Origin of the sequence: Amycolatopsis sp. A1MSW2902 (assembly GCF_017312175.1) — a bacterium.
In the GTDB taxonomy this organism is placed as follows: domain Bacteria; phylum Actinomycetota; class Actinomycetes; order Mycobacteriales; family Pseudonocardiaceae; genus Amycolatopsis; species Amycolatopsis nivea.
This window is the reverse complement of record NZ_QJPO01000001.1, coordinates 5,607,317-5,630,059: the sequence shown is the minus strand read 5'-3', so window position 1 is coordinate 5,630,059 and position 22,743 is coordinate 5,607,317. Positions and strand designations below refer to the sequence as shown.

General features: G+C 68.1%; 26 protein-coding genes. 13 read left to right on the top strand and 13 right to left on the bottom strand.

Annotated features, from left to right (window positions below; genetic code table 11):
* Positions 1 to 61: 61 nt before the first annotated feature.
* The 3 genes from DMP23_RS25825 to DMP23_RS25815 all read right to left on the bottom strand — a co-directional run bounded on the left by DMP23_RS25825 (position 62) and on the right by DMP23_RS25815 (position 2,047).
* Positions 62 to 952 (bottom strand): transposase family protein, encoded by an 891-nt coding sequence (locus DMP23_RS25825; protein WP_238603392.1) that lies wholly within the window; start codon positions 950 to 952, stop codon positions 62 to 64.
* Between the two features lie 157 nt (positions 953 to 1,109).
* Positions 1,110 to 1,505, bottom strand: a complete 396-nt coding sequence (locus tag DMP23_RS25820) for a rhodanese-like domain-containing protein (RefSeq protein ID WP_337822773.1) — start codon at positions 1,503 to 1,505, stop codon at positions 1,110 to 1,112.
* Positions 1,502 to 2,047 (bottom strand): cysteine dioxygenase, encoded by a 546-nt coding sequence (locus DMP23_RS25815; RefSeq protein ID WP_037811876.1) that lies wholly within the window; start codon positions 2,045 to 2,047, stop codon positions 1,502 to 1,504. Before DMP23_RS25815 ends, DMP23_RS25820 begins: the two co-directional genes overlap by 4 nt.
* A 282-nt stretch (positions 2,048 to 2,329) precedes the next feature.
* Between DMP23_RS25815 and DMP23_RS25810 the strand changes: the two genes are divergently transcribed.
* The 5 genes from DMP23_RS25810 (at position 2,330) to DMP23_RS25790 (ending at position 6,952) form a co-directional block, all read left to right on the top strand.
* Positions 2,330 to 3,142 carry an ABC transporter ATP-binding protein gene (locus DMP23_RS25810; protein WP_037811875.1) on the top strand — a complete coding sequence of 271 codons (813 nt, stop codon included), beginning with the start codon at positions 2,330 to 2,332 and terminating at the stop codon, positions 3,140 to 3,142.
* Positions 3,143 to 3,215: 73 nt separating this feature from the next.
* Positions 3,216 to 3,995, top strand: coding sequence for an enoyl-CoA hydratase/isomerase family protein (locus DMP23_RS25805; protein ID WP_337822772.1), 780 nt, complete (start codon positions 3,216 to 3,218; stop codon positions 3,993 to 3,995).
* Positions 3,992 to 4,957 (top strand): class I SAM-dependent methyltransferase, encoded by a 966-nt coding sequence (locus DMP23_RS25800; protein ID WP_037811873.1) that lies wholly within the window; start codon positions 3,992 to 3,994, stop codon positions 4,955 to 4,957. Before DMP23_RS25805 ends, DMP23_RS25800 begins: the two co-directional genes overlap by 4 nt.
* 1 nt (position 4,958) lies before the next feature.
* A complete protein-coding gene (locus DMP23_RS25795) occupies positions 4,959 to 6,167 on the top strand; it encodes a class I SAM-dependent methyltransferase (RefSeq protein ID WP_337822771.1) in 1,209 nt (402 codons plus the stop codon).
* Positions 6,168 to 6,190: 23 nt separating this feature from the next.
* Positions 6,191 to 6,952, top strand: coding sequence for an HAD family acid phosphatase (locus DMP23_RS25790; RefSeq protein ID WP_037811871.1), 762 nt, complete (start codon positions 6,191 to 6,193; stop codon positions 6,950 to 6,952).
* A gap of 57 nt (positions 6,953 to 7,009) precedes the next feature.
* On the opposite strand, the gene DMP23_RS25785 is transcribed toward DMP23_RS25790, so the two are convergent.
* The 3 genes from DMP23_RS25785 to DMP23_RS25775 all read right to left on the bottom strand — a co-directional run bounded on the left by DMP23_RS25785 (position 7,010) and on the right by DMP23_RS25775 (position 9,154).
* Positions 7,010 to 7,990 (bottom strand): chitinase, encoded by a 981-nt coding sequence (locus DMP23_RS25785; RefSeq protein WP_275293069.1) that lies wholly within the window; start codon positions 7,988 to 7,990, stop codon positions 7,010 to 7,012.
* A gap of 119 nt (positions 7,991 to 8,109) precedes the next feature.
* Positions 8,110 to 8,664: a dihydrofolate reductase family protein gene (locus tag DMP23_RS25780; RefSeq protein ID WP_337822770.1), complete on the bottom strand. Its 555-nt coding sequence runs from the start codon at positions 8,662 to 8,664 to the stop codon at positions 8,110 to 8,112.
* A 52-nt stretch (positions 8,665 to 8,716) separates the two neighbouring features.
* Positions 8,717 to 9,154, bottom strand: coding sequence for a MarR family winged helix-turn-helix transcriptional regulator (locus DMP23_RS25775; protein ID WP_337822769.1), 438 nt, complete (start codon positions 9,152 to 9,154; stop codon positions 8,717 to 8,719).
* 56 nt (positions 9,155 to 9,210) lie between these two features.
* Between DMP23_RS25775 and DMP23_RS25770 the strand changes: the two genes are divergently transcribed.
* Entirely contained in the window at positions 9,211 to 9,537 is a 327-nt protein-coding gene (locus DMP23_RS25770) for a putative quinol monooxygenase (protein WP_337822768.1), read from the top strand.
* A 165-nt stretch (positions 9,538 to 9,702) separates the two neighbouring features.
* Here DMP23_RS25770 and DMP23_RS25765 read toward each other — a convergent pair whose 3' ends face one another.
* Positions 9,703 to 11,376: a bifunctional NAD(P)/FAD-dependent oxidoreductase/class I SAM-dependent methyltransferase gene (locus DMP23_RS25765; protein WP_337822767.1), complete on the bottom strand. Its 1,674-nt coding sequence runs from the start codon at positions 11,374 to 11,376 to the stop codon at positions 9,703 to 9,705.
* A gap of 90 nt (positions 11,377 to 11,466) precedes the next feature.
* On the opposite strand from DMP23_RS25765, the gene DMP23_RS25760 reads away from it, so the two are divergent.
* From DMP23_RS25760 to DMP23_RS25750, 3 genes are read left to right on the top strand one after another with little or no spacing between them, the layout of a single operon-like run.
* Positions 11,467 to 12,057, top strand: a complete 591-nt coding sequence (locus DMP23_RS25760) for a helix-turn-helix domain-containing protein (protein ID WP_205673046.1) — start codon at positions 11,467 to 11,469, stop codon at positions 12,055 to 12,057.
* Positions 12,058 to 12,087: 30 nt separating this feature from the next.
* Positions 12,088 to 12,432 carry an ArsR/SmtB family transcription factor gene (locus DMP23_RS25755; protein ID WP_134669912.1) on the top strand — a complete coding sequence of 115 codons (345 nt, stop codon included), beginning with the start codon at positions 12,088 to 12,090 and terminating at the stop codon, positions 12,430 to 12,432.
* On the top strand, positions 12,429 to 12,923 hold the full coding sequence (locus DMP23_RS25750) for an SRPBCC family protein (protein ID WP_337822766.1): 495 nt from the start codon (positions 12,429 to 12,431) through the stop codon (positions 12,921 to 12,923). Before DMP23_RS25755 ends, DMP23_RS25750 begins: the two co-directional genes overlap by 4 nt.
* A gap of 609 nt (positions 12,924 to 13,532) precedes the next feature.
* On the opposite strand, the gene mptB is transcribed toward DMP23_RS25750, so the two are convergent.
* A complete protein-coding gene (mptB, locus tag DMP23_RS25745; RefSeq protein WP_337822765.1) occupies positions 13,533 to 15,524 on the bottom strand; it encodes a polyprenol phosphomannose-dependent alpha 1,6 mannosyltransferase MptB in 1,992 nt (663 codons plus the stop codon).
* Between the two features lie 518 nt (positions 15,525 to 16,042).
* Here mptB and DMP23_RS25740 point away from each other — a divergent pair.
* Together DMP23_RS25740 and DMP23_RS25735 are read left to right on the top strand one after the other, a co-directional pair.
* Positions 16,043 to 16,702, top strand: coding sequence for a response regulator transcription factor (locus DMP23_RS25740; protein ID WP_037811855.1), 660 nt, complete (start codon positions 16,043 to 16,045; stop codon positions 16,700 to 16,702).
* Positions 16,703 to 16,740: 38 nt separating this feature from the next.
* Positions 16,741 to 17,748: a sensor histidine kinase gene (locus tag DMP23_RS25735; protein ID WP_337822764.1), complete on the top strand. Its 1,008-nt coding sequence runs from the start codon at positions 16,741 to 16,743 to the stop codon at positions 17,746 to 17,748.
* Between the two features lies 1 nt (position 17,749).
* On the opposite strand, the gene DMP23_RS25730 is transcribed toward DMP23_RS25735, so the two are convergent.
* The gene (locus DMP23_RS25730; protein WP_337822763.1) at positions 17,750 to 18,613 is read right to left on the bottom strand and encodes a 3-hydroxyacyl-CoA dehydrogenase family protein; all 864 of its coding nucleotides are present in this window, start codon (positions 18,611 to 18,613) and stop codon (positions 17,750 to 17,752) included.
* 99 nt (positions 18,614 to 18,712) lie between these two features.
* Between DMP23_RS25730 and DMP23_RS25725 the strand changes: the two genes are divergently transcribed.
* A complete protein-coding gene (locus DMP23_RS25725) occupies positions 18,713 to 19,123 on the top strand; it encodes a hypothetical protein (protein ID WP_337822762.1) in 411 nt (136 codons plus the stop codon).
* On the opposite strand, the gene DMP23_RS25720 is transcribed toward DMP23_RS25725, so the two are convergent.
* The 3 genes from DMP23_RS25720 to DMP23_RS25710 all read right to left on the bottom strand — a co-directional run bounded on the left by DMP23_RS25720 (position 19,107) and on the right by DMP23_RS25710 (position 21,484).
* On the bottom strand, positions 19,107 to 20,012 hold the full coding sequence (locus tag DMP23_RS25720) for a carboxymuconolactone decarboxylase family protein (protein WP_337822761.1): 906 nt from the start codon (positions 20,010 to 20,012) through the stop codon (positions 19,107 to 19,109). The two genes, DMP23_RS25725 and DMP23_RS25720, sit on opposite strands and share 17 nt — an antisense overlap.
* Before the next feature lies 1 nt (position 20,013).
* Positions 20,014 to 20,640 carry a TetR/AcrR family transcriptional regulator gene (locus DMP23_RS25715; RefSeq protein WP_337822760.1) on the bottom strand — a complete coding sequence of 209 codons (627 nt, stop codon included), beginning with the start codon at positions 20,638 to 20,640 and terminating at the stop codon, positions 20,014 to 20,016.
* A gap of 100 nt (positions 20,641 to 20,740) precedes the next feature.
* Positions 20,741 to 21,484, bottom strand: a complete 744-nt coding sequence (locus DMP23_RS25710) for an SDR family oxidoreductase (protein ID WP_337822759.1) — start codon at positions 21,482 to 21,484, stop codon at positions 20,741 to 20,743.
* A 91-nt stretch (positions 21,485 to 21,575) separates the two neighbouring features.
* On the opposite strand from DMP23_RS25710, the gene DMP23_RS25705 reads away from it, so the two are divergent.
* Positions 21,576 to 22,184 (top strand): TetR/AcrR family transcriptional regulator, encoded by a 609-nt coding sequence (locus tag DMP23_RS25705; protein ID WP_337822758.1) that lies wholly within the window; start codon positions 21,576 to 21,578, stop codon positions 22,182 to 22,184.
* A gap of 3 nt (positions 22,185 to 22,187) precedes the next feature.
* On the opposite strand, the gene DMP23_RS25700 is transcribed toward DMP23_RS25705, so the two are convergent.
* Positions 22,188 to 22,712 (bottom strand): TetR/AcrR family transcriptional regulator, encoded by a 525-nt coding sequence (locus tag DMP23_RS25700; RefSeq protein WP_337822757.1) that lies wholly within the window; start codon positions 22,710 to 22,712, stop codon positions 22,188 to 22,190.
* Positions 22,713 to 22,743: the final 31 nt, after the last annotated feature.

Below are 22,743 nucleotides of genomic sequence, written 5' to 3'. Positions count from 1 at the left end.
ATTGGGGTTTTTTCATCCTGGTTTGTGCTGGTCATGGCGGGTTGGCGGGGTGTGGTAGTTGTCAGGCCGGGGTGGGCTGGGCGGTGTCGCGGGCGTGTTGTTCGTGCTGGGTGAGGACGAGCAGGGCGCGCAGCAGTGTGGTGGCGTGGCGTGGTGCCATGCGGAGTTTGTCGAGGATGCGCCAGTTTTTGAGGGCGGCGAAGCCGCCCTCGACCGCGCAGCGCATCGCGGCGAACGCCGCGTTCGCCTGTTTCTGGCCTTTCGTCAGCGGCCGGTTGGTTTCGGCTTTGAACGGGGTGAGCACGATCTGCTCGCAGGGCCCGCCGCAGTGCGGGCAGTCGCGGGCGGTGCGGACGTCTTTGTGCCAGCCGTGGAAGCCCTTGTCCCCGGCCGGGGACAGGCCGCGGGCGTGGAGCCGTTCGCGGATCCGCAGCCGGCGGGCGGCGGTGATGTCGGCGGTGCGGCCCGGCAGGACCGCGGAGATCCACAGCAGCCGGCCCGCCTCGTCGGTCAGCCCGAGCACGACCAGCCCGTGCTGTTTGTGCTTGCCGCTGTAATGGGCCCGGTTGGCGCGCCCGGCCCGGCGGCGGGTCCGGATCAGCGTTCCGTCCACCAGCGCCACCGCCGCGCCGCGGGCGGCCAGCCGGTCCAGGACCCGGTCCAGCCGGGCGGCGCGGGCGGCGAGCAGGCCGACGGTTTCCAGCACCCACCGGCGCACCGTGGAGGCCGAGACGCCGTGACCGCCGGCGATGTGCGCCAGCCGCGGATCGTGGCGCAACACCGCCAGCACCACCAAAGCCTGTCCGGCCGGGCCGGCTTTGCGCCAGCGGGACCGCAACCGCCGCCGGCGCCCGCGGATCAACTCGGCGACCAGCTGCAGGGTCTGCCGCGAAAGAGGAAGAACGACCTGGTAGGAAAGAGGGTCGAAGCCCTCGGCGGATGGTTGACTCACATCTCGATCCTGCCGAGGGCTTCACCCATGCCCACGCCGCCACGCCGGGCCCCGACAGCACTTCCCCCTTGCCCCACAACCCAACCAACCCGCAACCACCGCCCCCACCAGCCACAACCACGATGAAACAACCCCATTGGGGCGCTCGCGACCCAGCTCAATCGACCGCCGGGGTTCCGCCTTCCCGCACCGGCAACCCAGCCGCCGCCCAAGCCCGGAACCCGCCCACCAGATCCGTAGCCCGCGCCAACCCGAGCCGCTGCAAATCCGCCGCGGCCAGACTCGACGCGTACCCCTCGTTGCACACCACCACCGCGACCGTCTCCGCCGAAACCCCCGGCAGCCGCCACTCGCTTTCCGGGGCCAGCCGCCACTCCAGGTGGATCCGCTCGACCGCCACCGACCCGGGGATCTCGCCCTCGGCGACCCGGTTGGCGTACGGCCGGATGTCGACGATCAGCGCGCCGTCGGCCTGCAGTTCGGCGGCGCGCGCCGGGTCCGCCCGGTCCAGCGTGGACCGGGCGGCGGCGAGGAAACCATCAAGTGCGCTCATGACCGCACAATGGCAGGAAGCGGCGGGATCTCGTTCGGCACGTCGGCGAGGCTCGTGTACTCGCGCGTCGGCACCAGCGGCGGCGAGTAGGCGTGCACGCTGGCCGCCGGTTCGCTGCCGACGCCGAGTACCTGGTGCGCGCGCCCGGCGCCGAAGCCGATGCCCTGGCCCGCGAGGTGCGTGCGGCGGCGCACCGGGCCGCCGGGGTAGCGGTACTCCTCGCCGAGTTCGCCTTGCAGCACGGTGAACGAACCCGACGCGCCGCCGTGGTCGTGCGGCTTCGTGGCCTGGCCGGGCAGCCACGACAGCAGCCACAGTTCGACGCCGTCGGTCAGCGCGAGGCGCGCCCACCAGCGCCGGTCCTCGTCGAAGCGCAGGACGTCGCGCAGGCTGGTGGTCAGTTCGGTGGTGACCGTGCGGGTCAGATCGACCAGTTCGCGCGGCGTCCACAGCAGCCGCGACGGGTGCAGCAACTCGGGCAGCAGCGGATCGGTCAGCTGGGGGTGGATTTCGATTTCCGGACGGACGATGGACGTGGTCAACGCGGGTGCTCCTGGAATGAGTCGGTGCCGGGACGCGAGGCAGCGCGGCACGCCGACGGAGGATCAGCGTGCGTGCCGCGCCCGGCTACATCCGCTGGAAGCCACCAGGAGCAGGTCGATCGCGCGACGGCGCCACAACACGGGGCGCGCGGACCTGGACATGCCGGGGATGCTGCCACAGCCACGCGATCACGGCCGCTCGTCCCAGCGGCTGGACGCCCGGCGCGCCGTTAGCCCCGGGCGGGTGCGAGTCCGTGCCCGGGCGACCGCCACAATGGGCTCGTGAGCGAGCCGATCCTGCCCAGCGATCCTGACGACCTCGTCGTGCGGATGTCCGGTGTCGGCGTCCGCCGTACCGGAAACGACCTCCTCGCGGCCCTCGACTGGGCGGTCGAGCTGGACGAGCGATGGGTGGTGCTCGGGCCGAACGGGGCCGGCAAGACCACCCTGCTGCGCCTGGCCGCCGCCGAACTGCACCCCACCTCCGGCACCGTCGACCTGCTCGGCGACCGGATCGGCAAGGTGAACATCTTCGACCTGCGCCCGCGCATCGGGTTCACCTCCGCCGCGATCGCCCAGCGCGTGCCCGGCGACGAGCTCGTCGGCGACGTCGTGGTCAGCGCCGGGTACGCGGTGATGGGCCGCTGGCGCGAGCAGTACGACCGGATGGACCTCGACCGGGCGACCGAACTGCTCGGCACGCTCGGCATCGCGCACCTGGCCGAGCGCACGTTCGGCACGCTGAGCGAGGGCGAGCGCAAGCGCGTGCTGATCGCCCGCTCGCTGATGACCGACCCCGAGCTGCTGCTGCTCGACGAGCCCGCCGCGGGCCTCGACCTCGGCGGTCGCGAGGACCTCGTGGCCCGGCTGTCGGTGCTCGCGATGGACCCGGACGCGCCGGCGATGGTGCTGGTCACCCACCACGTCGAGGAGATCCCGCCGGGCTTCACCCACGCGCTGCTGCTGCGCGAGGGCCGCGCGGTGGTGTCCGGGCTGGTGGACGACGTGATCACCAGCGAGAACCTGTCCAAGACGTTCGACCAGGACCTGGTGCTGCAGCGTTCGGGCGAGCGGTTCTTCGCCCGCCGCAGGTAGGTCGGCTAGGTTGGCCTTACCGGCCGGTAGCCTGCTGGCGCTGCGTCAACGCCGTTAACGAGGAGGAGTTCGCGTGGGAGAGTTCGTAACCCTGGAGGTCGAGGGCGGGGTCGGCACGATCCGGCTGGACCGGCCGCCGGTCAACGCGCTGAACAACCAGGTGCAGGCCGAGCTCGCCGAGGCCGCGCGCGAGGCGTCCGACCGCGACGACGTGCGCGCGGTGATCCTCTACGGCGGCGAGAAGACCTTCGCCGGCGGCGCGGACATCAAGGAGATGGCGTCCCGCACCTACCCGGAGATCGCGAAGTTCGGCGCCGAGCTGACCGCGTCGCTCGCCCGGGTCGCGAACATCCCGAAGCCGGTCGTCTGCGCGATCACCGGCTACGCCCTCGGCGGCGGCCTCGAACTGGCGCTGACCGCGGACTGGCGGATCGCCGGCGACAACGTGAAGGTCGGCCAGCCGGAGATCCAGCTCGGCATCATCCCCGGCGCGGGCGGCACGCAGCGGCTGACCCGGCTGATCGGCCCGAGCAAGGCCAAGGACTTGATCTTCACCGGCCGGTTCGTGAAGGCCGAAGAGGCGCTCAAGCTCGGCATCGTCGACGAGGTCGTGGCCCCGGACGACGTGTACGCGGCGGCGCGCAAGTGGGCCTCGCAGTTCGCGAACGGCCCGGCGGTGGCGCTGCGCGCGGCCAAGACCGCGATCGACTCCGGCCTCGACGTCGACCTGGCGACCGGCCTCAAGATCGAAACACAGCTGTTCACCGCGCTGTGGGCGACCGAGGACCAGAAGAACGGCATGCAGTCGTTCATCGACAACGGCCCCGGCAAAGCCAGTTTCGAGGGGAAGTGACTTCCGTGTCCGACCCGGCGCCGAACCCGCACGCCACCGAAGACGAGGTCAAGGCGGCCTACGCCGACCCGAAGCTCGCGAACGTCCTCTACCACGACTGGGAAGCCGGGACGTACGACGAGAAGTGGTCGATTTCCTACGACGAGCGCTGCATCTCCTACGCCACCGACGTGTTCAACGCGGTGGCGGGCGACGACGGCCAGCCGTACCAGCACGCGATGGAACTGGGCAGCGGCACCGGCTTCTTCCTGCTGAACCTGATGCAGGGCGGCGTCGCGAAGAAGGGTTCGGTCACCGACCTGTCGCCGGGCATGGTGCAGGTCGCGCTGCGCAATGCCGAGGGCCTCGGTCTCGACGTCGACGGCCGGGTCGCCGACGCGGAGCGGATCCCGTACGACGACAACACGTTCGACCTCGTGGTCGGGCACGCGGTGCTGCACCACATCCCGGACGTGCGCCAGGCGTTCGGCGAGGTGCTGCGCGTGCTCAAGCCGGGCGGGCGGTTCGTGTTCGCCGGCGAGCCGACGAAAATCGGCGACCGCTACGCGCGCCGCCTCGGCCAGCTCACCTGGTACCTGACCACGAACATCACCAAGCTGCCCGCACTGAGCGGCTGGCGGCGTCCGCAGTCCGAATTGGACGAATCCTCGCGTGCGGCGGCGCTGGAGGCCGTGGTCGACATCCACACCTTCGACCCGTCGGAGCTGGAAGCGATGGCGCGCGGCGCCGGCGCCCAGGACGTCCGCGCGGTCACCGAGGAGTTCTCGGCGGCGCTGGCCGGCTGGCCGATCCGCACCTTCGAGGCCGCGGTGCCGCAGGAGAAGCTCACCGTGCGCTGGCGGCTGTTCGCCTACCACCTGTGGCTGCGGCTGTCCGCTTTGGACAAGAAGCTGCTGTCGAAGGTGCTGCCGCGCGAGCTGTTCTACAACGTGATGATCACCGGGACCAAGCGGCCGTCCTGAATTGCCCTACAGTTTCACGCTCGACGACGTCGCCTTCCTGCGTTCCGGCGCGGGACGGGCGGCGCTCGCCGAGTGCTCCGCTTTGAACGGTTCGCGGATCGCGGACGTCACGACCGCTCGTCGCCTGGTCGGGGAGCACGCTTCCCCGGTGCTGGAAACCGTTGCGCTGCGGCGTAAATCGGTTCTGAAGCTGGCTTCGTCCGAAGATTGGCTGTTCACTGGCGACGCCTTGCAGCAGGCGAGCGCTACGCCAGTGGCCCGGCATCGCGCTTCCCGGCTCGCGGGGTTGCCGGTGCACGACGTCACCTGCTCGGTCGGCGCGGACCTGGTTGAACTGTCTCGCGTCGCCCCGGTGGCGGTCGGGTCCGATGTGGACCCCGTACGGCTGGAAATGGCTCAGCACAACGCTTTCGCTGCCGGAGTCTCCCCGCTCATCGCCCGGGCCGATGCCTTGCGGCCGATTTCCCGGGCCGCCGCTGTGGTCGCCGATCCCGCCCGCCGCGACTCCGCGGGTCGCCGGGTGTGGCGTCCGGCCGACTTCCTGCCGCCGCTCGACGAACTCGTGGCCGCGTATCCCGGCCGGATCCTGTCGGTGAAATGCGCGCCCGGCATGGATTTCTCCATCGCACCGTGGGCGGACGAGGTCGAACTCGTGTCGCTCGACGGCCAAGTCCGCGAAGCCTGCCTGTGGCGCGGACTCTCGTCCGGGGTCACCCGTCGCGCGACAGTGTTGCGTTCGGACAGTACACAGTGGACTCTCACTGACGCGGAACCGGACGACATTCCTGTACGGGCGGCGGGGGAGTGGCTGGTCGATCCGGACGGCGCGGTCGTCCGAGCCGGGCTCGTGCGGCATTACGCGGCGCGGCACGGCTTGTGGCAACTGGACGAACGCATCGCCTACCTCACCGGCGACACGCCGCCGCCCGGAGTGCGTGCCTTCCGGGTGCTCGAACAGTTGCCGTACCGGGAAAAGACGCTCGGGCAGGCGTTGAAGAAGCTCGACGTCGGACGGCTGGAGATCCTCGTCCGCGGCCTCGACGTAGACCCGGACGCCTTGCGTCGCAAGCTGAAACCGCGCGGTCGCGAAGAGTCCACTGTGGTGCTGACGCGGATCGGCCGGTCGCCGGTGGCGTTCGTGTGCCGCGCCGAGCGCATCCCGATGGAGGGTTCCCAAGCCGGGGAACGCGGCGTAAGTTCTGCGGGTTGACGCATCATCACTGGAGGGTCGCTGTGTCTCGTTTTCCCGCTCTCGTCAAATTGGCCGCCGCCGCGGCCATCGGAGCCACCGTCGCAGGCGGCGCGACCGCGCTGGCCGGGTCCGACGCCGTCACTGCCGCGCACGGCCGCGAACCGGCCAACATCGGCCAGGTGAAGAACGACGTCAAGGCGTACTACGGCGACTGGCTCGACGCGTCCGGCAAGCACCACTACTCCGAAACCAGCCGGTTCGTCACCGACACCAAGCGCGTGGTCGCCGACGCGAAGCGGTACCTGCAGCAGAAGCTCGGGAAGGTGAAGAACCCGGCGATCGTGCTCGACGTGGACGACACGTCCGAGATCACCTACGGCTGGGAGGCCGACAACGACTTCGGCTTCGACCCGGTGAAGCAGCAGAAAGCCATCGACGACGGCACCTTCGAAGCCAACAAGCCGGTGCTGGAACTGGCGAAGTGGGCCGCCGACCGCGGGGTGCGGATCTACTTCCTGACCGGCCGCAACGACAAGCAGGGCCCGCAGTCGCTCAAGAACCTCGCCAACGAGGGCTACCCGACCCCGGCCGGCGCGTACTTCAAGCCGAAGACCACCCCGCCGGACTACCTGCCGTGCGGGCTGACCTGCAACACCGTCCAGTACAAGTCGGGCACCCGCGCGCACATCCAGTCGACCGGCGCGCACATCGTGCTCAACCTCGGCGACCAGTTCAGCGACCTTGAAGGCGGCTACGCGGACCGCCCGGTGAAGCTGCCGAACCCGATGTACTACCTGCCCTGAGTTCCTTGCCGGAAGCAGCCCGGGTCCCGCGCCGGGCCCGGGCTGCTCCGTTTCTCCTCAGCCGGAGTACCCGGCGAAGATCTTCGAGAATTCGTACGGCTGCTGGGAAATGTTCGTGCACCGGTACAGCGGCCCGCTGCACGCGTTCGCGTCCCGGCCGAGTTCCCAGAACGACAGCATTCCCAGGTGGACGCTCTGCGCGAAGCTGACCACGGCGCTGGCGTCCTTCTGGTAGAAGATCTCGTTCTGCGAGTCGTTGACGCCGAGCATTGGCGTGAGCCCGACCTTCTGCCAAGCGTCCGCATCGGACAGTCCGAGCGCCGATTTCAGTTGCGCCTGCGTGGATCGCGCGGCCTGGATCGCCTTGGCACCCTGGTCGCCGGAGCCCTGGTAGTAGTCCATCGCCATGACGTTCACCAGGTCGAGGTTGACGCCCGCGTCCCGCGCCGAGGTCACGACGTTCAGCCCGTCCGACGTGAGCCCGGTCGGAAGCACCGGCAGCGTCAGGGAAATCTTGAGCCCAGGATTGTCGTCCTGCACCTTTTTCAGTGCCTGTGAACGAAGTTTGATCGAACCCGGGTCGGCGACCGCCGCGCCCTCGATGTCCACGTCGATGTACTTGAGGTCGTAGGCTTTGATCACCGCCTCGTACTCGCCGACCAGCGAATTGACGTCCCCGCACGCCTGCGCGAGCTCGACGCCGGACGCACCGCCGAACGAGACCTTGACGTCTCCGCCAGCCGCGCGGATCTTCGCGATTTCGTCGGACTGCCAGCCCTGGCGCGGGTCGTAAGCAGCGAACCAACTGGCCTTGCAAGCAGCTCCGGTGACGAAGCCGAGGGTGAAACTCTTGATGCCGCTCTGCTGGGACATCGAAGACAGCACAGGCGACGGCCACGCGCCCATGTCCACATAGGGCGCGAGCGCGATCGACGAGCCGCTCGCCGCGGCCGCGGTGCTCGGCGGCGCCGCGAGTCCGGCTACGGCCAGCAACCCGCCGAGCGCGGCCGCCAGTTTCCGGGGGGAGGGGAGACGCATAGGTGGAACCTCCACGGTGAGGACCGAGGGGCGGTAAACCCCTGTCCAAATGGTATAGACCAATAACCCCGTGGGGGCCATACGCCATTAGTAGGCCGATCAGTCCCGCTGACCGGGATTCAGCGTCGCGCGGCGAGCCGGTATCGCAGGTCGACCGCCAGCGCCGGATCCCCGTCGTGCACCCGGTCCCACCGAACCGGTTTCCCGTCCGGATTGTCGAACAGCCGCACCCCGGAGCCCAGCATCACCGGCATGAGATGCACCTGGAACTCGTCGAGAATCCCCAGCTCGACGCATTGCCGCGCGATATCCTGGCTGTGCAGCTCAAGATCCTTCCCGCCGGCCGCCGCGAGCCCGATCTCGACCGCTTCCCGGACGTCGCAGCCGAGAAACGTCACCCCGTCCTCGGCCGGAGCGTCCTCCGGATGATGGGTGAGCACGAAAACCGGCCCGCTCCACGCTCCGCCATACGGCTGCCTGGCGACCTCCCCGGGCACGCGGGCGACGAGCGCGTCAAACCCGCGCCGCCCGCCCAGAATCGCCCCGATCCGCGCGATGGATTCCTCGTGCACCCCCGGCGTGACGCGCATGCCCGACATCCAGTCCATCGCATGCCCGTCCGCGGCGACGAACCCGTCCAGCGACATCGCGACGTGCCACAACACCTTGCCCATGGGTCCTCCTCGTGTGCTCAATAACGAGGTAGACCGGCGGGGCAGCGAAAACTCATCGGTCCCCTGGCGCCAGGTTCTCCGAACAGATGCTCAGCAGCTCAGCCAGCCGATGCCGCTCGTCCTCCGGCATCCCGGCGAGCATTCGCTCCTCGACCTGGTCGACCACCCGATGCGCCTCTGTCAGCCGGTCTTCGCCGGACGCCGTGAGCCGCACCGGTCGCGCCCGCCCGGTCGACGCTTCCTCGGCAACCGCGACCAGCCCGGCCGTCTTCAGTCCGGCCAGGACGTCCCGCAACGACTGCCGCGTCACGAAGCAATGCCGCGCGAGTTCAGCCGACGACGCTCCCGGGTTCTCCGCCAGCGCCGCCAGTACCGCGTACTGCGCCATCGACAGCCCGATCGGCCGCAAGAGCTCGTCGGACGCCTGCCGGAACGCCTGCTGCACCCGCTTCACGAGGTACCCCGGCCGTCGCGTCGTCTCTTGACTCATGACAGGAACCTTACACATAATGACTCTTGTCAGGAACCTGTCATAGGGAGAATCCGATGCCGCTCACCACCATCAGCACCGACGCCGACGTCGCCACGCTGGTGAACGTCTTCACCGTCGCCCCGGAAAAGCAGCAGGCCCTCGTCGAGGTCCTGACGACGGCGACGGAGGAGGTCATCCGCCACCGGCCCGGCTTCGTGTCCGCGAACATCCACGCGAGCACCGACGGCACCCGCGTGGTGAACTACGCCCAGTGGGCGAGCGCCGAGGATTTCCAGGCCATGCTCGCCGCCCCGGAATGCCGCGACCACCTGTCCGCCGCCCTGGCCCTGGCCGAGAGCGATCCGCACCTGTGCACCGTGGAATCCGTGCACCACGCCTAATTCATGCTGGGTCAACGGCTGACCCCGGTGCCTGTGTATGCGGACGCGCGAGCCCTGCCGACCTCGCCCCGACATGACGGCGCTGCCTCACACCACCCCTCGGCAACGCAGCTGCGGCCAACCCCCGGCCTGGCAGGGTTGCCCGTAGCCAGACCGGGGGAGCCGTCACCTCTTCCGAGCCACCAGCACGGTGTCCCGAACCACCATCTCCGCCCCGACCGCAGGCCTTTCACGATTGTCCGCGGCCACCGACGCCCACGACTGGTCCAGCGTCGCCGCCACTTCCTCCGCCGTGAACATCATGTCCGGCATGTGCGGCCGCCCAGCGTGGTGATCCGCGGGGTCGTGCCCCACTACCAGGAGCGTGCCGCCCGGAGCCACCGCGTCCGCGAGCCGCGCGAACGCGGCGGTACGGGCCGTCGACGGAATGTGCAGGAAATGCGACGTCACCAGGTCGTACTTCGACTCGGGCACCCACTCGCCCAAGTCCGCCGCAACCCACGTGATCCGGTCCGCCACCCCGAGTTTCGCCGCTTGCACACGTCCACGTTCGATGGCTGTCGTGGAGAAGTCGACCGCCGTCACGCGCCAGCCCTGCTGCGCGAGCCACAGCGCGTCGCCACCCTCACCACAACCAGCGTCCAGCGCGTGCCCCGGTTCGAGACCGCGAGCCTCGGTCACGAGCTGATCGTTCGGGCGTCCGCTCCACATTCCGTCCTGCGAGCGATACCGCTCCTCCCAGGAAGCCCGGTCGAACGGCGGTGCCTCCGTGTGGTGGTCGTCGGCTCGTACGCTTTCGCGGTCTTCGGTGTGGTGGTCGTCGGCTCGCACGCCCTCCCGGTCCTCGGCGAGGCGCTCGTTAGCCCGCGCAACCTCCCGCTCCATCTGATGCGAAAACGGCATTTCCCGCAGCCGCACGGCCTCCGCGGCCTCCTCCTCGACCAGTTCGCCATTGATCGCCGCCCCGGCCATCAACCCCGCCGCGGCTGACACGACGACCTGCGCCCGCATGTCCGTGACGTTCCCCGCCACCCACAAACCGGGCACGGACGTCCGCCCAGCCGCGTCCGCGGGAACCCGCGTGCCGATCACGAAACCGTTGAACTCCACCGGTTCCGGCTCGATCCCGAGCGGCGCGAGAAAGTCCGCCCGCGTCCTGGCCGGCGCCGCGACCGCCAACGCCTCGCGTGCCACGACCTCGCCCGATTCGAGCCGCACCCCCGTCAGCTGGTCGCCTTCGGCCTCGACCGCGGCGACCGCCCCGTCCACTATCCGGACCCCGCGAGCCAGCAGCGGGGCCTCGTCGAAATCCCGGTGCGTGTGCCGGAAAACGACCACGTCATCGGTCAGCTGCCGCCACATCAACGCCTGGTGCACGGTCATCGGACCAGTCGACAGCACGCCGACCGCCCGGTCGCGGACCTCCCAGCCGTGGCAGTACGGGCAATGCAGCACGTCGCGCCCCCACCGCGCCGCCAGCCCGGCGACCTCGGGAAGCTCGTCGACGAGACCGGTCGCGACCAGCACCCGCCGCGCGCGCGTGCGTCGCCCGTCGGCCAGTGAGATTTCGAACCCGTTGTCCCCCTTGGCAATCGAGGTCACCGTCGCTGCGACGACCTCGCCGCCGTACCCGGCCAGCTCCGCGCGCCCGAGCGAGAGCAGCTCGGCGGGCGGCGTGCTCTCGCGGCCAAGATAGTTGTGCACGTGCCCGGCCGGCGCGTTGCGCGGTTCGCCGGAATCCACGACCAGCACCGACCGCCGCGACCGAGCGAGCGCCACCGCTCCGCTGAGCCCGGCCGCACCGCCGCCGACCACCACCACGTCGTACTTCTCGTCCACTGGATCCTCCTGTCAGTCCCCGTGCCACGGACTATCCGGAGAACGCGCCGACTTGACAAAGTTCTTTGCCGAAGTGGCAAATTGAACGGCATGAGCGAAGACGACCAGGACCTGGGCGACGTCCTGCACGCGGTCGGCCCGAGGCTGCGCGCCCTGCGCAAACAACGCAACGCGACGCTGACCGGCCTCTCGGAAACGACCGGCATCTCGGTGAGCACCCTGTCCCGCCTCGAGGCAGGCCAGCGCAAACCGACCCTGGAGCTGCTGCTGGCCCTGGCCCGCGCGTACCAGGTACCGCTGGACGAACTGGTCGGCGCACCCCCGACCGGCGACCCGCGCCTGCACCCGAAACCCTTCGTCCGGCACGGCCGGACCTATTTGCCGCTCACCCGTCGCCCAGGCGGTCTGCGCGCCTACAAGATGATCCTCCCGCCAGAACGTTCGCCCGAACCCCCGGACCAGCGGGTCCACGAGGGATACGAGTGGATGTACGTCCTGTCCGGACAGCTGCGCCTGATGCTCGGCGAACACGACGTGATCCTCCGACCAGGCGAGGTCGCCGAGTTCGACACCCACGTCCCGCACTGGTTCGGCAACGCGGGCGACGAGGTCTGCGAGGTCCTGGCCCTGTTCGGCCCGCAAGGAGAACGCTTCCATGTCCGCGCCCGCCCAGCCTCTTGACGCATACCCATATCGGAATATGATTGCCGCATGGCACGGGCAGCAACCACCGCGGACGTCTTCAACGCCGTCGCCGAACCACGGCGCCGGGAAATCCTGGACGTCCTAGCCGAGGGCGAACGCCCAGTGAACGACCTGGTCCGCGTGCTGGGCTTAGGCCAACCGCAAGTGTCGAAGCACCTGCGAGTTCTGCGCGAGGTAGGCGCGGTCGAGGTACGAGACGAGGGCAGGCAACGCCTCTACAGCCTGAACGGCCGCGCCCTCAAACCGATCCACGACTGGGTACGCCGCTACGAACGCTCCTGGGAGGAACGGTTCGCCTCGCTGGACGCCGTGCTGGAAGAAATGGACACGACCGAGGAGGAAACCCCATGACCGACACGACGACCGGCACCGCGAAGGTGACGCTGCCCGCTGACGACCAGATCCTGATCACCCGCGACTTCGCCGCCCCGCGACAGCACGTCTACCGCGCCTGGATCACGCCGGAGCTGGTGAAACGCTGGTGGGCCGGCAAAGGAGGCACCGTGACGTCCGTAGACATCGACCTGCGCGTCGGCGGCCAATGGCGCTACGTGATGCTGGCGAACGGCAATTTCGAGGTCGCTTTTCACGGCGAGTACCGAGAGATAACGCCCAACGAACGCCTGGTCCACACCGAGGTCTACGAAACCCCCGGTGCCGAGGATATGGAAGCCCCCGTGGTCACCGTGACGTTCGCCGAATCGGGCGGCCGCACCACAGTGACCATGCTGACCGAAACGCACACCAAGGAACTCCGCGACGCCATCCTGGAATCCGGTATGGAGGGCGGAATGCAGACGTCGATGGACGCACTGGAGGAAGTCGCGGTTTCGCTGAATTGAGCCAACGGGTTTTTCTCGTTGACTCTCCTCCCTGGAGCTTGGCCCGGCTGCGCGCACGCGCGACCTGAACCCGTGCTCAGCCGGCCATGCTCAGCGTCGTCGCTCTTCCGTGTCAGCACGACGGTCGCGCCACTCCCGGCTGAGCTCCCCAGCGATCGGTCTTGGCGGCGTTCATGCCCACACCGCCGGACCCTCCACCTACTCCCTTCCGTCCCACCTTTCACCTACTCCCTTCCGCCCCAACTGTGCGGCCGCTGCTTGCCTTCGCACCTCCTTTTCCCGCGCTGCTTGTCGCAGGTTTCGTTGTCTGGCTGCGGTTTGTTGCCGGTTCGGCTGTCCGCGCGCTGCTCGCCGTGGCGCGGGCGTCGAGCATTTCGCGTGCCGCGCGCACGCTGGTTTCGCCGTCTGGCTGCCGCTTACTACCGGTGCGACTGTCCGCACGTCTACTACCGGTGCGACTGTCCACACGTCGCTTGCCGTACTGCCGGTGCGGCTGTCCACACGTCTCTTGCCGCTGGCCCTTCTGCCTGGCTGCCGCCCATTATCGGCCTTGCTGTCCGGCTGCCGTCCATTGTCAGTCAAGCTGCGCGGCTGCTGTCCATCGCTGGCCTAGCTGCCCGTGCGCCGCTCATCACCGATCCTGCTGCTCGTGCGCCGCTCACCGCCGACCCTGCTGTCCGTGCGCCGCTCATTGCTGTCCTCGCTGCCCTCCCGTCGTCTGTCCTCGATCCTCCAGCCTGCGCACCGTCCGTCGCTGGCTTGACTGTCCGCTCGCCGCTTGTCGCCGATCCACCTCTCCGCACACTGCTCGTCGCCCGCCTTGCAATCCGCCCGCCGCTCGCCGCCACCCCATCCGTCCGCCCGCGGCCCGACCGGCACCGCCTCAGCACTGTCGATCACCGCCACGGCAGACCGCGGTGCAGTAACCGCAACACGGTCACGATCCTTGAACGCCACACTCAAACCGGCACACAGACGCGCACGAATGGCAAGAAATCCATTGATGGGTAAAGAAGAACCTTCGAAGGTTGATGCCACCACTCTACCAGCCCCGGCATCACCCAACCGTGCGAACTTCCCGCGCACAGTCAGCACGCCCACAACGACCGACAGCACCGCCAGCACCCCAAACCCCCATGGTGGCAACAAACTCTTGCCATCAGGATGAGTGCTGACCACCAACCACGTGGACGCAGCGGCCGCAACGGTGACCCGCGAAAGAGGCCACACAGCAGCACTTCCCAGAACCAACGGCCACGTGAAATACCAGGGAAGCGCCACCGGAGCCAGCACAACAGTCGCAAACAGCGCCACAGCAGCTCCGCGCACCGCACCCGCGCCGCCCGCTCGCGAACGCCACCACAACCAGGCGACCACAACCACGAGCACAACACGGCCCGCAACCCGGCTCACCGCAACAACTTCCGCCGGCTCGCCTGCGAGTAAGCCCACGATCTTCCCGACCGAAGTCGACGCCGACAACCACGGTTCGAGCTCCGAATTTCCGCTCAGCGCACGAATCCACCCGAGGCTGACCCCGGCGAAGACACTGCAGAGACCCATCGTAACGACCACAATGGACACCGCGGCGACGAGCGTGAACCCATAGCCGCGAACGGAAAACCGCCCACCCGATCGACGACGTGCCCACTCCCACCAGAGAAACGGCAACACCACCGCAGCCGGAATTTTCACCGCCGCAGCAAGTGCTACCAAGACGAACCCGAACCCTGGTACAGTGGTGATCACCAACGCCGCGCCCGCACTCAAGAGCCCGATCATCAGCAAATCGTTGTGCCCGCCTGAAACCACGCACAGCACCGTCAACGGGTTCGCAGCCGCCATCCACAGTGCGCATTCCGGCCGCGCGCCCAGTCGTCGGCACAAGATCGGCACAGCGACGCACATCAGCGCCAAACCCGCCGTCATGGCAAGGCGGGTCAGCAGCGCCCCGAGAATCACGTTGTCACCAGTTATCGAGAGGACGCTTTTCACGATTAAGATATGCAACGGCCCATAAGGCGACGGAATACGCAGCCAGCCGCCAGCCGCATTGTCGGTGATCGGACCCGGAAAGTCCGCCGCAACGCGGGTGTAGGGATCAAACCCGGACTGTGCCACCACGCCCTGCGCGAGGTAGGTGTACAGGTCCGTGCTGAACAACGGCGGCGCGCAAAGCAGCGGTACACACCACATCCAGGTGGTCCGCACGATCTTCCGCGAGTCCGCCTGTTCCGCACGCGTGGAATGTCCTAATCGGACCCAAGCTGATACCAGGAGGAAAATGCCGAGATAGACAACAGCAGTCGCCAGCAGGCGGCCATGGCCGAAGCGCATGGCGCTCAACACGGTCCCGGACAGCACGGGATCATGCCGCACCGTCGCGCCCGCGCCGAACGCGCCGAGCGAAACCAGTACCGATCCAGCGAGCCCGACGGCAGACGCTCCGCACCCGGGAAACCGCCCAGCCAAGGCGCGTTTCCCAGAGGGCACCGAGACGGAAGCGCTTCTTCCGGTGAACGCTGGTGTGGACACGCGTTTCCCGGCGAGACCGGCGGCAGACGCGCTCGCTCGAGAAGACCTCGCGGTAAAGGCGCGCATTCTCGGGAGCGCAGAGGTAGCCGCGTGTCTTCCGGCGGCCTTCGGGGCTGGCGCGTGTTTTCCAGCGACTCGTGCGTCAGGCCAGGCCCGTGCGATCGATCCGAGCCACGCCACGAATCCGAACGGCCCAAGGAACCCAGGCTGCGCCAAAAATCCAGACGGTTCGAGCCGTCCGGCGCTCCCTGTGCCTGCTCCGGATGACAAACTGGACACGGCCACCGCAACCCGGCTGAGTGACCTGACCGGCGAGGTGCATCGGCCAAGAGCGCGCGGCTCGAGCAGTGCACGGGACCGGGCTCGCGCACTCGGCTCGCGCTGTGTCCTGCGCGGAAATCGCACGGCGGACCAGAATCTCGCGACAGAGCCGCCTGTCCCTGCGACCCGTGCACCAGACGCGCGTTTCCCGGCGAAGATCATCCCGCAGGTCTAGTCAGCGCGTGGTCCCGGGCAGTTAAGATCGGCGTTTATCCGGTCTTTATCCGCCTGGCGTTGTACTGGCGCTCGTGAGGAGAAGCTGAATGCGAGTGCTCGTGGCCGAAGACGAGCGGATGCTGGCCGACTCCGTCACGGAGGGCTTGCGGCACCTCGGCATGGCAGTCGACGTTTGCTACGACGGTGACGCCGCGCTCGAACGCGTCGCCGTCCATCGGTACGACGTCGTGCTGCTGGACCGAGACCTGCCGCGGGTGCACGGCGACGAAATCTGCCGAAGGATCGCCGGCGACGGCAGCGAGACCCGGGTGCTGATGCTGACCGCCGCGGCGGGTATTCGCGACCGGGTTGAAGGGCTCGGTCTCGGCGCGGACGACTATCTCACGAAGCCGTTCGCGTTCGCCGAACTTGTCGCGAGGGTGCACGCCCTGGCGAGGCGGGCACGACCCTCGTTGCCGCCGGTGCTGCACGGTGCGGGCGTCGAGCTGGACCCGGCCAAGCGGTTCGCGTCGCGCGACGGTCGGCCATTGTCCTTGTCTCCCAAGGAATTCGCCGTGTTGGAGGTGCTGCTGCGGGCCGAGGAGCGGGTCGTCAGCCCGGAAGAGCTGCTGGAGAAGGCATGGGACGAACACGCCGATCCGTTCACGAACACAGTGCGGATGACGGTCATGACGCTGCGGAAGAAACTCGGCCCGCCGCCGATAGTCCACACGGTTCCCGGCGCTGGCTACCGTTTGGCTACCTGAAACGGGCCCGAGCCTCGCTGCGCGGTCGCATCGAGCTGGTGTTCCTCGGCGGGCTGCTGGTCGCGCTGGTCCTGGCGTACCCGGTCGGCAAAGGAGTCTCCATGGTGCTCGGGACCTACGTGGACACTTCGTTCTGCCCGCGCGGTACCGCCTGCCGCAACCCGCTGGGCACGATCTTGTGGTTCCTGCCGCTGGCCCTCGTCGTCGTTCTGGCGATCCGCAGCTGGCGGCCGGTGGTGTCGTGGGTGGTGCGGCCGTTGCTGGATCTTTCGTCCACCATCGACCAGCTCGGGCCGCGGAACCTCGGGCAGCGCATGCCGCCGCACCAGACCGAGCGCGAGCTGCGGGTCCTCTCGACAGCGGTCAACGGAATGCTCGACCGCGTCGCGGCCGGCTTCGAAGGTCAGCGCCGATTCGCCGCGAACGCGTCGCACGAGCTGCGCACGCCGCTCGCGGTGCAGCGGACGCTCGCGGAGGTCGCGATCGTCACCGGCGGGGGAGAGGACGTGCGGCGGCTCGCGGCGCAGCTGCTCGTCGTCAACGAACGCAACGAGCAGCTGATCGAGGGCTTGCTGGTGCTGGCCGAAGCCGACCGCGGACTGCCCGGCATGGTCCCGGTCCGGCTTGACGAGCTGGTGGACGCCGTCGTCACCCGGTACGGCGATCAGCTGACCGAGCACGAACTGACCCTGCGCCGCCACTCGGCCGAGCGCACGGTGCCCGGCGATCCCGTCCTGCTCGAACGGATGATCGCCAACCTCGTGCACAACGCGATCAAGTACAACCGGCCCGGCGGGTGGGTCGAGGTGAACGTCGGCGGCGAGCCGGCGCTGAGCGTCCGCAACTCCGGCGACCGAGTGCCTGCCGAGGCGGTCGATTCGCTGTTCCAGCCGTTCCGCAGGCTGACCGCCGAACGCCTGAACCATCGCGACGGAGCCGGCCTCGGTTTGTCAATCGTGAACTCGGTAGCCACCGCACACCGCGGTCGGGTGTCCGCGGTCGCGGTGCCGGACGGCGGACTGCGGGTCGACGTCGTGCTGCCGTGATTCAGCCGTACGAGTAGAACCCCTCGCCGGTCTTGATCCCGAGCTTCCCCGCGTCGACGTAGCTGCGCAGCAGGTCCCTCGGGCCGGCAGGCAGGTGCGGATTCTCGTCCGCGTAATGGTTTTCGATGTCCAGCACGACGTCCAGGCCGACCTGGTCCATCATCTGGAACGGCCCGTACGGCAGATGCCAGTTGATCTTGAACATTCCATCCACGTCCTCCGGCCGCGCGACACCCTCCGCGACGACGGCCAGCGATTCCCGTTTGATCGCCGCCCACACGCGGTTGAAGATGAAGCCGACGCTTTCCTTTCGCGCCTCGAACGGATGAATGCCGAACTCCGGCAACACTCCGAGCAGCGTGTCGAGCACGGTCCGGCCGGTTTCGCCGTCGGACATGAGATCGACCGCGTTCGCCGTCGGCGGCATGTAGAAGTGGATGTTGCACAGCCGCGATTTGTCGCGCACCTTCTCGGCCATCATCCGCGACGGATACGACGACGAGTTCGTGGCGAAGATGGTGTCAGCGGGCGCGGCTTCGTCGATTTGGCCCCACAGCGGGATTTTGATGTCCAGTCGCTCTGGCACCGCCTCCACGACCAGCCACGCGTCACGCAGCGCGTCCTCGATCGACGCCGCGTCCTCGACCTGGCCGACCTCGCCGCTGCCGCGCTTTTCCAGCAGGACAGGCAGCGCCTCCGCCACGTATTCCGCCGCGGCGGCGACTTGTTCGGCGCTCGGGTCGCTGATCCGCACGGTCCCGCCGCGCGAGGCGAACATCAGCGCGATGCGCCTGCCCAGCGTCCCGGCACCGAACACGGTGACCGGCCGGTCGCGGATCTGGTCGAATGTGTACGCGTACGGCATGGCGGCTCACCTTTCGATCTTGAGCCAAGAAGACCACCCGTCCTCGCCCGCCGCAATTCCGCGCCCACCGCCGGGGGACCGGCCGCGTAGAATGCGGCGGTGGTCGAGGTTCGCGAGGTTCGCCGTCTCTGTTACGACTTCGCCCGTAGCACCGGCGGAACCCTGACCGATTTTCGCGTCCCGACCGTCACGCCGAATTTCTGGCAAGCCGTCATCGAGTATCCCGACCGCACAATCTCAGTCGTCGCCGCCAACGACGCACCAGTGGTCGCGCTCGCTCGGCCCCGCTCGTTCGACTTCGCGCCAGCGCGGGAATGGGGCCCGCTGGAGTTCGTCGACGAACCGGACCTGATCGCGGTGCTGGCGCAAACCGAGCAGTTCCAAGTGCTCACGCCAGCCGACCTCGATCGGTCCTTCGTCGCCAAAGATTGGCCACACCTCACGCGGTCCGACGTCGCGTACTGGAAACCATCGACCGTCGGCGAAGCCCTGTTCAATTACTGGGACTGACCTCCCGAACCCCGGTCAGCGGAAAGGTGCCCCCACCGGACACCGTGACGGAGCCGGAGAACAGATCGCCGTCAACCGTGCCGGTCACGCTCACCTCGAAGCGCGCCGGATCAGTCACCAGCGCGGTAAAGGCGACCTCTTGGCCGTCGACCGTCCCCGACACGATGGGGACCGTGACCTTCAGCTGAGTGTCAAAAATGGAACCGGACACCCTGGTGCCGTCGGTCGCGAGTTCGAGGAGCAGATCTTTGCTTCCCGCCGGATGCGTGAACGTGATCTTCCAGCTGCCGTCCGGGCCGGTTTCGCCGCTGGCGGGCCAAACCTGCTGAGAAGCGACAGCCACCGGCGCCGGAGGCTCGCCGAGCGCCGGTTGTCCAGGCTTCACCGGAACGCCCGCGGAATTCAGAAACCCCGCCATCATCCGGTAGTAGCCGACGAGGAACAGAATCTCGATGATCTCGGCATGGTCGCGAGTCGCAGCGAGAGCGGCCCAGGTTCCGTCGGACACAAAGACATTCGCGCACAGCTCGTCGACGGCACGCAGCACCGCCTCGTCCTCGGGCGGCCAACTGGCGTCCGGATCGGAGAGAGCCGCGATCTCCGCCTCCGTCGCGCCACCGCCGAGCGCGGCTGGCGCATGGTTGGCCCACTCGTACGGCGCGTCGCACCGCAGCGCGACGCGAAGAATTGCCAGCTCGCGGATCCGCGGATGCAGTTTTCCCTGGCTCAACAGGTAAGCGCCCAACGCACCGGACGCCTGCATCACTTCCGGCGCGCGGGCGAGAACCTGGATCACGGTGTCCGCACCGAGTTTCGCCAGCTTTTGCTTCTCGGGATCCATCTCGTCGAGTTCGAGCGGCGGGATGCGGGGGATCGTCGCGTGCGGCATGTCAGTTTCCTTCCGCGGGCAGGCGGTCGAGCGCCGCCTGCGCTTCCTCGAGGCTGAGCTGCGGATGCGAGTAGATGTCGATCAGCGCGCGGGCGAGCATGTTGTCGCCAGCCGGACTGAGGATGTCGATGCCCGCCGCACGGGAAATGTGCTGGTGCAGCACGGTGATCGACAACGCCATCGCGGTGCCGATCGCGGCGCGGATCTTGGGTTCGACCGTCGGCGGATCCGTCCGTTGCCGATCAGCGGCGACAAGCCGGTTCGTGCCGAGTTCGACCATCTCGTCGAACAACGGCGCGACGCCGCCCTCGACCAGCGCCCGGACGAGATAGTCGCGGTACGGTCCGACAGCGACCCGTGCCGCCGCGACAGGATTCGCGGTGACGCTGGTGGCCAGGTCGTCCGGCACCTGGTCGTTGAGCTCGCGGAGGAGCTTGATCAGGTGTGCGTCGCACGCCTCGCGGAGTGCCTGTTTGGACCCGAAGTGGTGCCGCACCAAGCCCAGCGACACCCCGGCTTCCACCGCGATGCCGCGGATCGTGGCGCGCTCGAAGCCGTGCTCGCCGAAGTGCCGCATCGCCGCGTCGCGGATACGGGCACGCGCGGTCAGGTCGTCGGGGTCGGTCATGACATCTTCGCTATACGCATGAACAGTACGCTACACGCACGTATAGCCTTCGCGCTACTGTGAAGCGGCGGGAACCCCGTTGTCCCCGCGCTGACGCTGGTCAGAACTGCTTTTCGCCGCCGTCGACGTAGATGTTCGCGCCCAGGATGAAACTGCTCTGCTCCGACGCGAGGAACAGCACGGCCTCCGCAACCTCGCGCGGCGTTCCCATTCGCCCAAGCGGAACCCGTGCCGCGAAACTCGCCCGGGCCTCGTCGACCTTGTCCGCGCCGACCGCCTTCTCGAGCACCGGCGTGTCGATGGTGCCGGGCGACACCACGTTGACCCGGATGCCGCGGTCCTTCAACTCGTTCGCCCAAGTCCGGGCGTAGGAGCGGAGGGCAGCTTTCGACGCCGAATACGTTCCGAACGACGCGAGACCGTCATCCGCGCGCACCGACGAATTCAAGATCACCGACGCACCCTTGTTGAGCAGCGGCAACGCTTTCTGCACGGTGAAGAGCGTGCCGCGGACGTTGGTGGTGAAGACCTGATCGAAGTGTTCCGGAGTGGTCTCCTCCAGGCTCGCAAAAGATCCCGTCGCTGCGTTGGCGAAAACGATGTCGAGTCCCTTGCCCCGGGCGCGAACCGCGTCGTAAAGCCGATCGAGGTCGCCCAGATCGGCGATGTCGCCCGCAACCGCGGTGGCCGAACCGATGGTCTTCGCGGCCTCGTCCAGCGCGCCCAGATTCCGGCCGGTGATGAAGACGTGCGCGCCCTCGGCAGCGAGCCGTTCGGCCGCGGCCCGGCCGATCCCGTTGCTTCCGCCGGTGACGACTGCTGTCTTGCCCTCAATCTGTCCCACTGCTGACCTCCGAATTATTCGGTACCGATCGGTACTTAAGGCGACCGTAGCACTTCTGAACCGATCGATACTGAAGGGGTATGCTGGCGAGGTGACCAGTCAGGACAAGGCGCAGATCGGCCGACCGCGCGGATTCGACGCCGGCGAGGCGCTCCGGCGCGCCATGCTGGTGTTCTGGGAGCAGGGCTACGAAGGGGCCAGTCTGGCCGATCTGACCGGGGCCATGGGCATCACAAAAACCAGCATGTACGCGGCTTTCGGCAACAAAGAGCAGCTGTTTCGCAAGGCATTGGCGCTCTACGACGAAGGCCCCGCCTCCTACGGCCCGCGAGCTTGGGCCGAGCCGACTGCCGCCAAGGTGGCCGCCGCGATACTCAACGGCGCCGTCCGAGCGACGACTGACCCCGATTGTCCGCCCGGCTGCCTGGGCGTCCAAGGCTCATTGGCGGCCGGCGAACTAGGCCACCCCGCGCGCGAATTGCTCGTCGAGTGGCGAAACGCCGCACGCCGAGCCCTGGAGAAGCGATTTCGACGCGCCATCGATGAACACGATTTGCCGCCAGACGCCGACCCGGCACGGCTGGCCCGCTACGTCATGACGGTCGCGTTCGGCATCGCCGTCGAAGCGGCAAGCGGCGCAACCCGTGAAGAACTGCAGGAAGTTGCCGACGCGGCCCTGTGCAACTGGCCGCCTGCCTGAGTCTCAGCCTTTGCAGTAAAGGTCGACCGCGATGGTCATCCGAGCGCGAAACTCGTTGCGGGTCTCCGCGTCGTACTTGATCCCGATCGCCGTGCTGATCAGTGTCCCAGCGACGTCGTCGGGTGAGCGCCCCCCAATCGCGTCGATGACGAGCGCACGGAACCGCTTCGGGTACTCGGCAGGCATTGTGCCGAGCAGATCGGGATTCGAGTCGATCAGAACGCTGATCTCCGCAGCCATCGGCCCCACGTACCGACCGGCCCAGTGGTCGAACGCCTCGATCAGCCGCTCGCGAAGCGGTTGCCGCAAATCGGCGAGAGCGACCCGAGCTGCCTCGATGCTGCCGTCGAGCGAATGCTGCACGGTCGCGCGGAACAGTTCCGGCTTGGACGAGAAGTAGAAGTACAAGCCAGGACGCGAGATGTCTGCGGCCTTCGCGACGTCGTCCATGGACGCCTTGCGATAGCCGTAGCGCGCGAACACCTCCAGTGCCGAGTCCAGTACGTGCGTGCGCCGATCACTGCTCATAGACACACTATACAAACTACGTACGATGCGT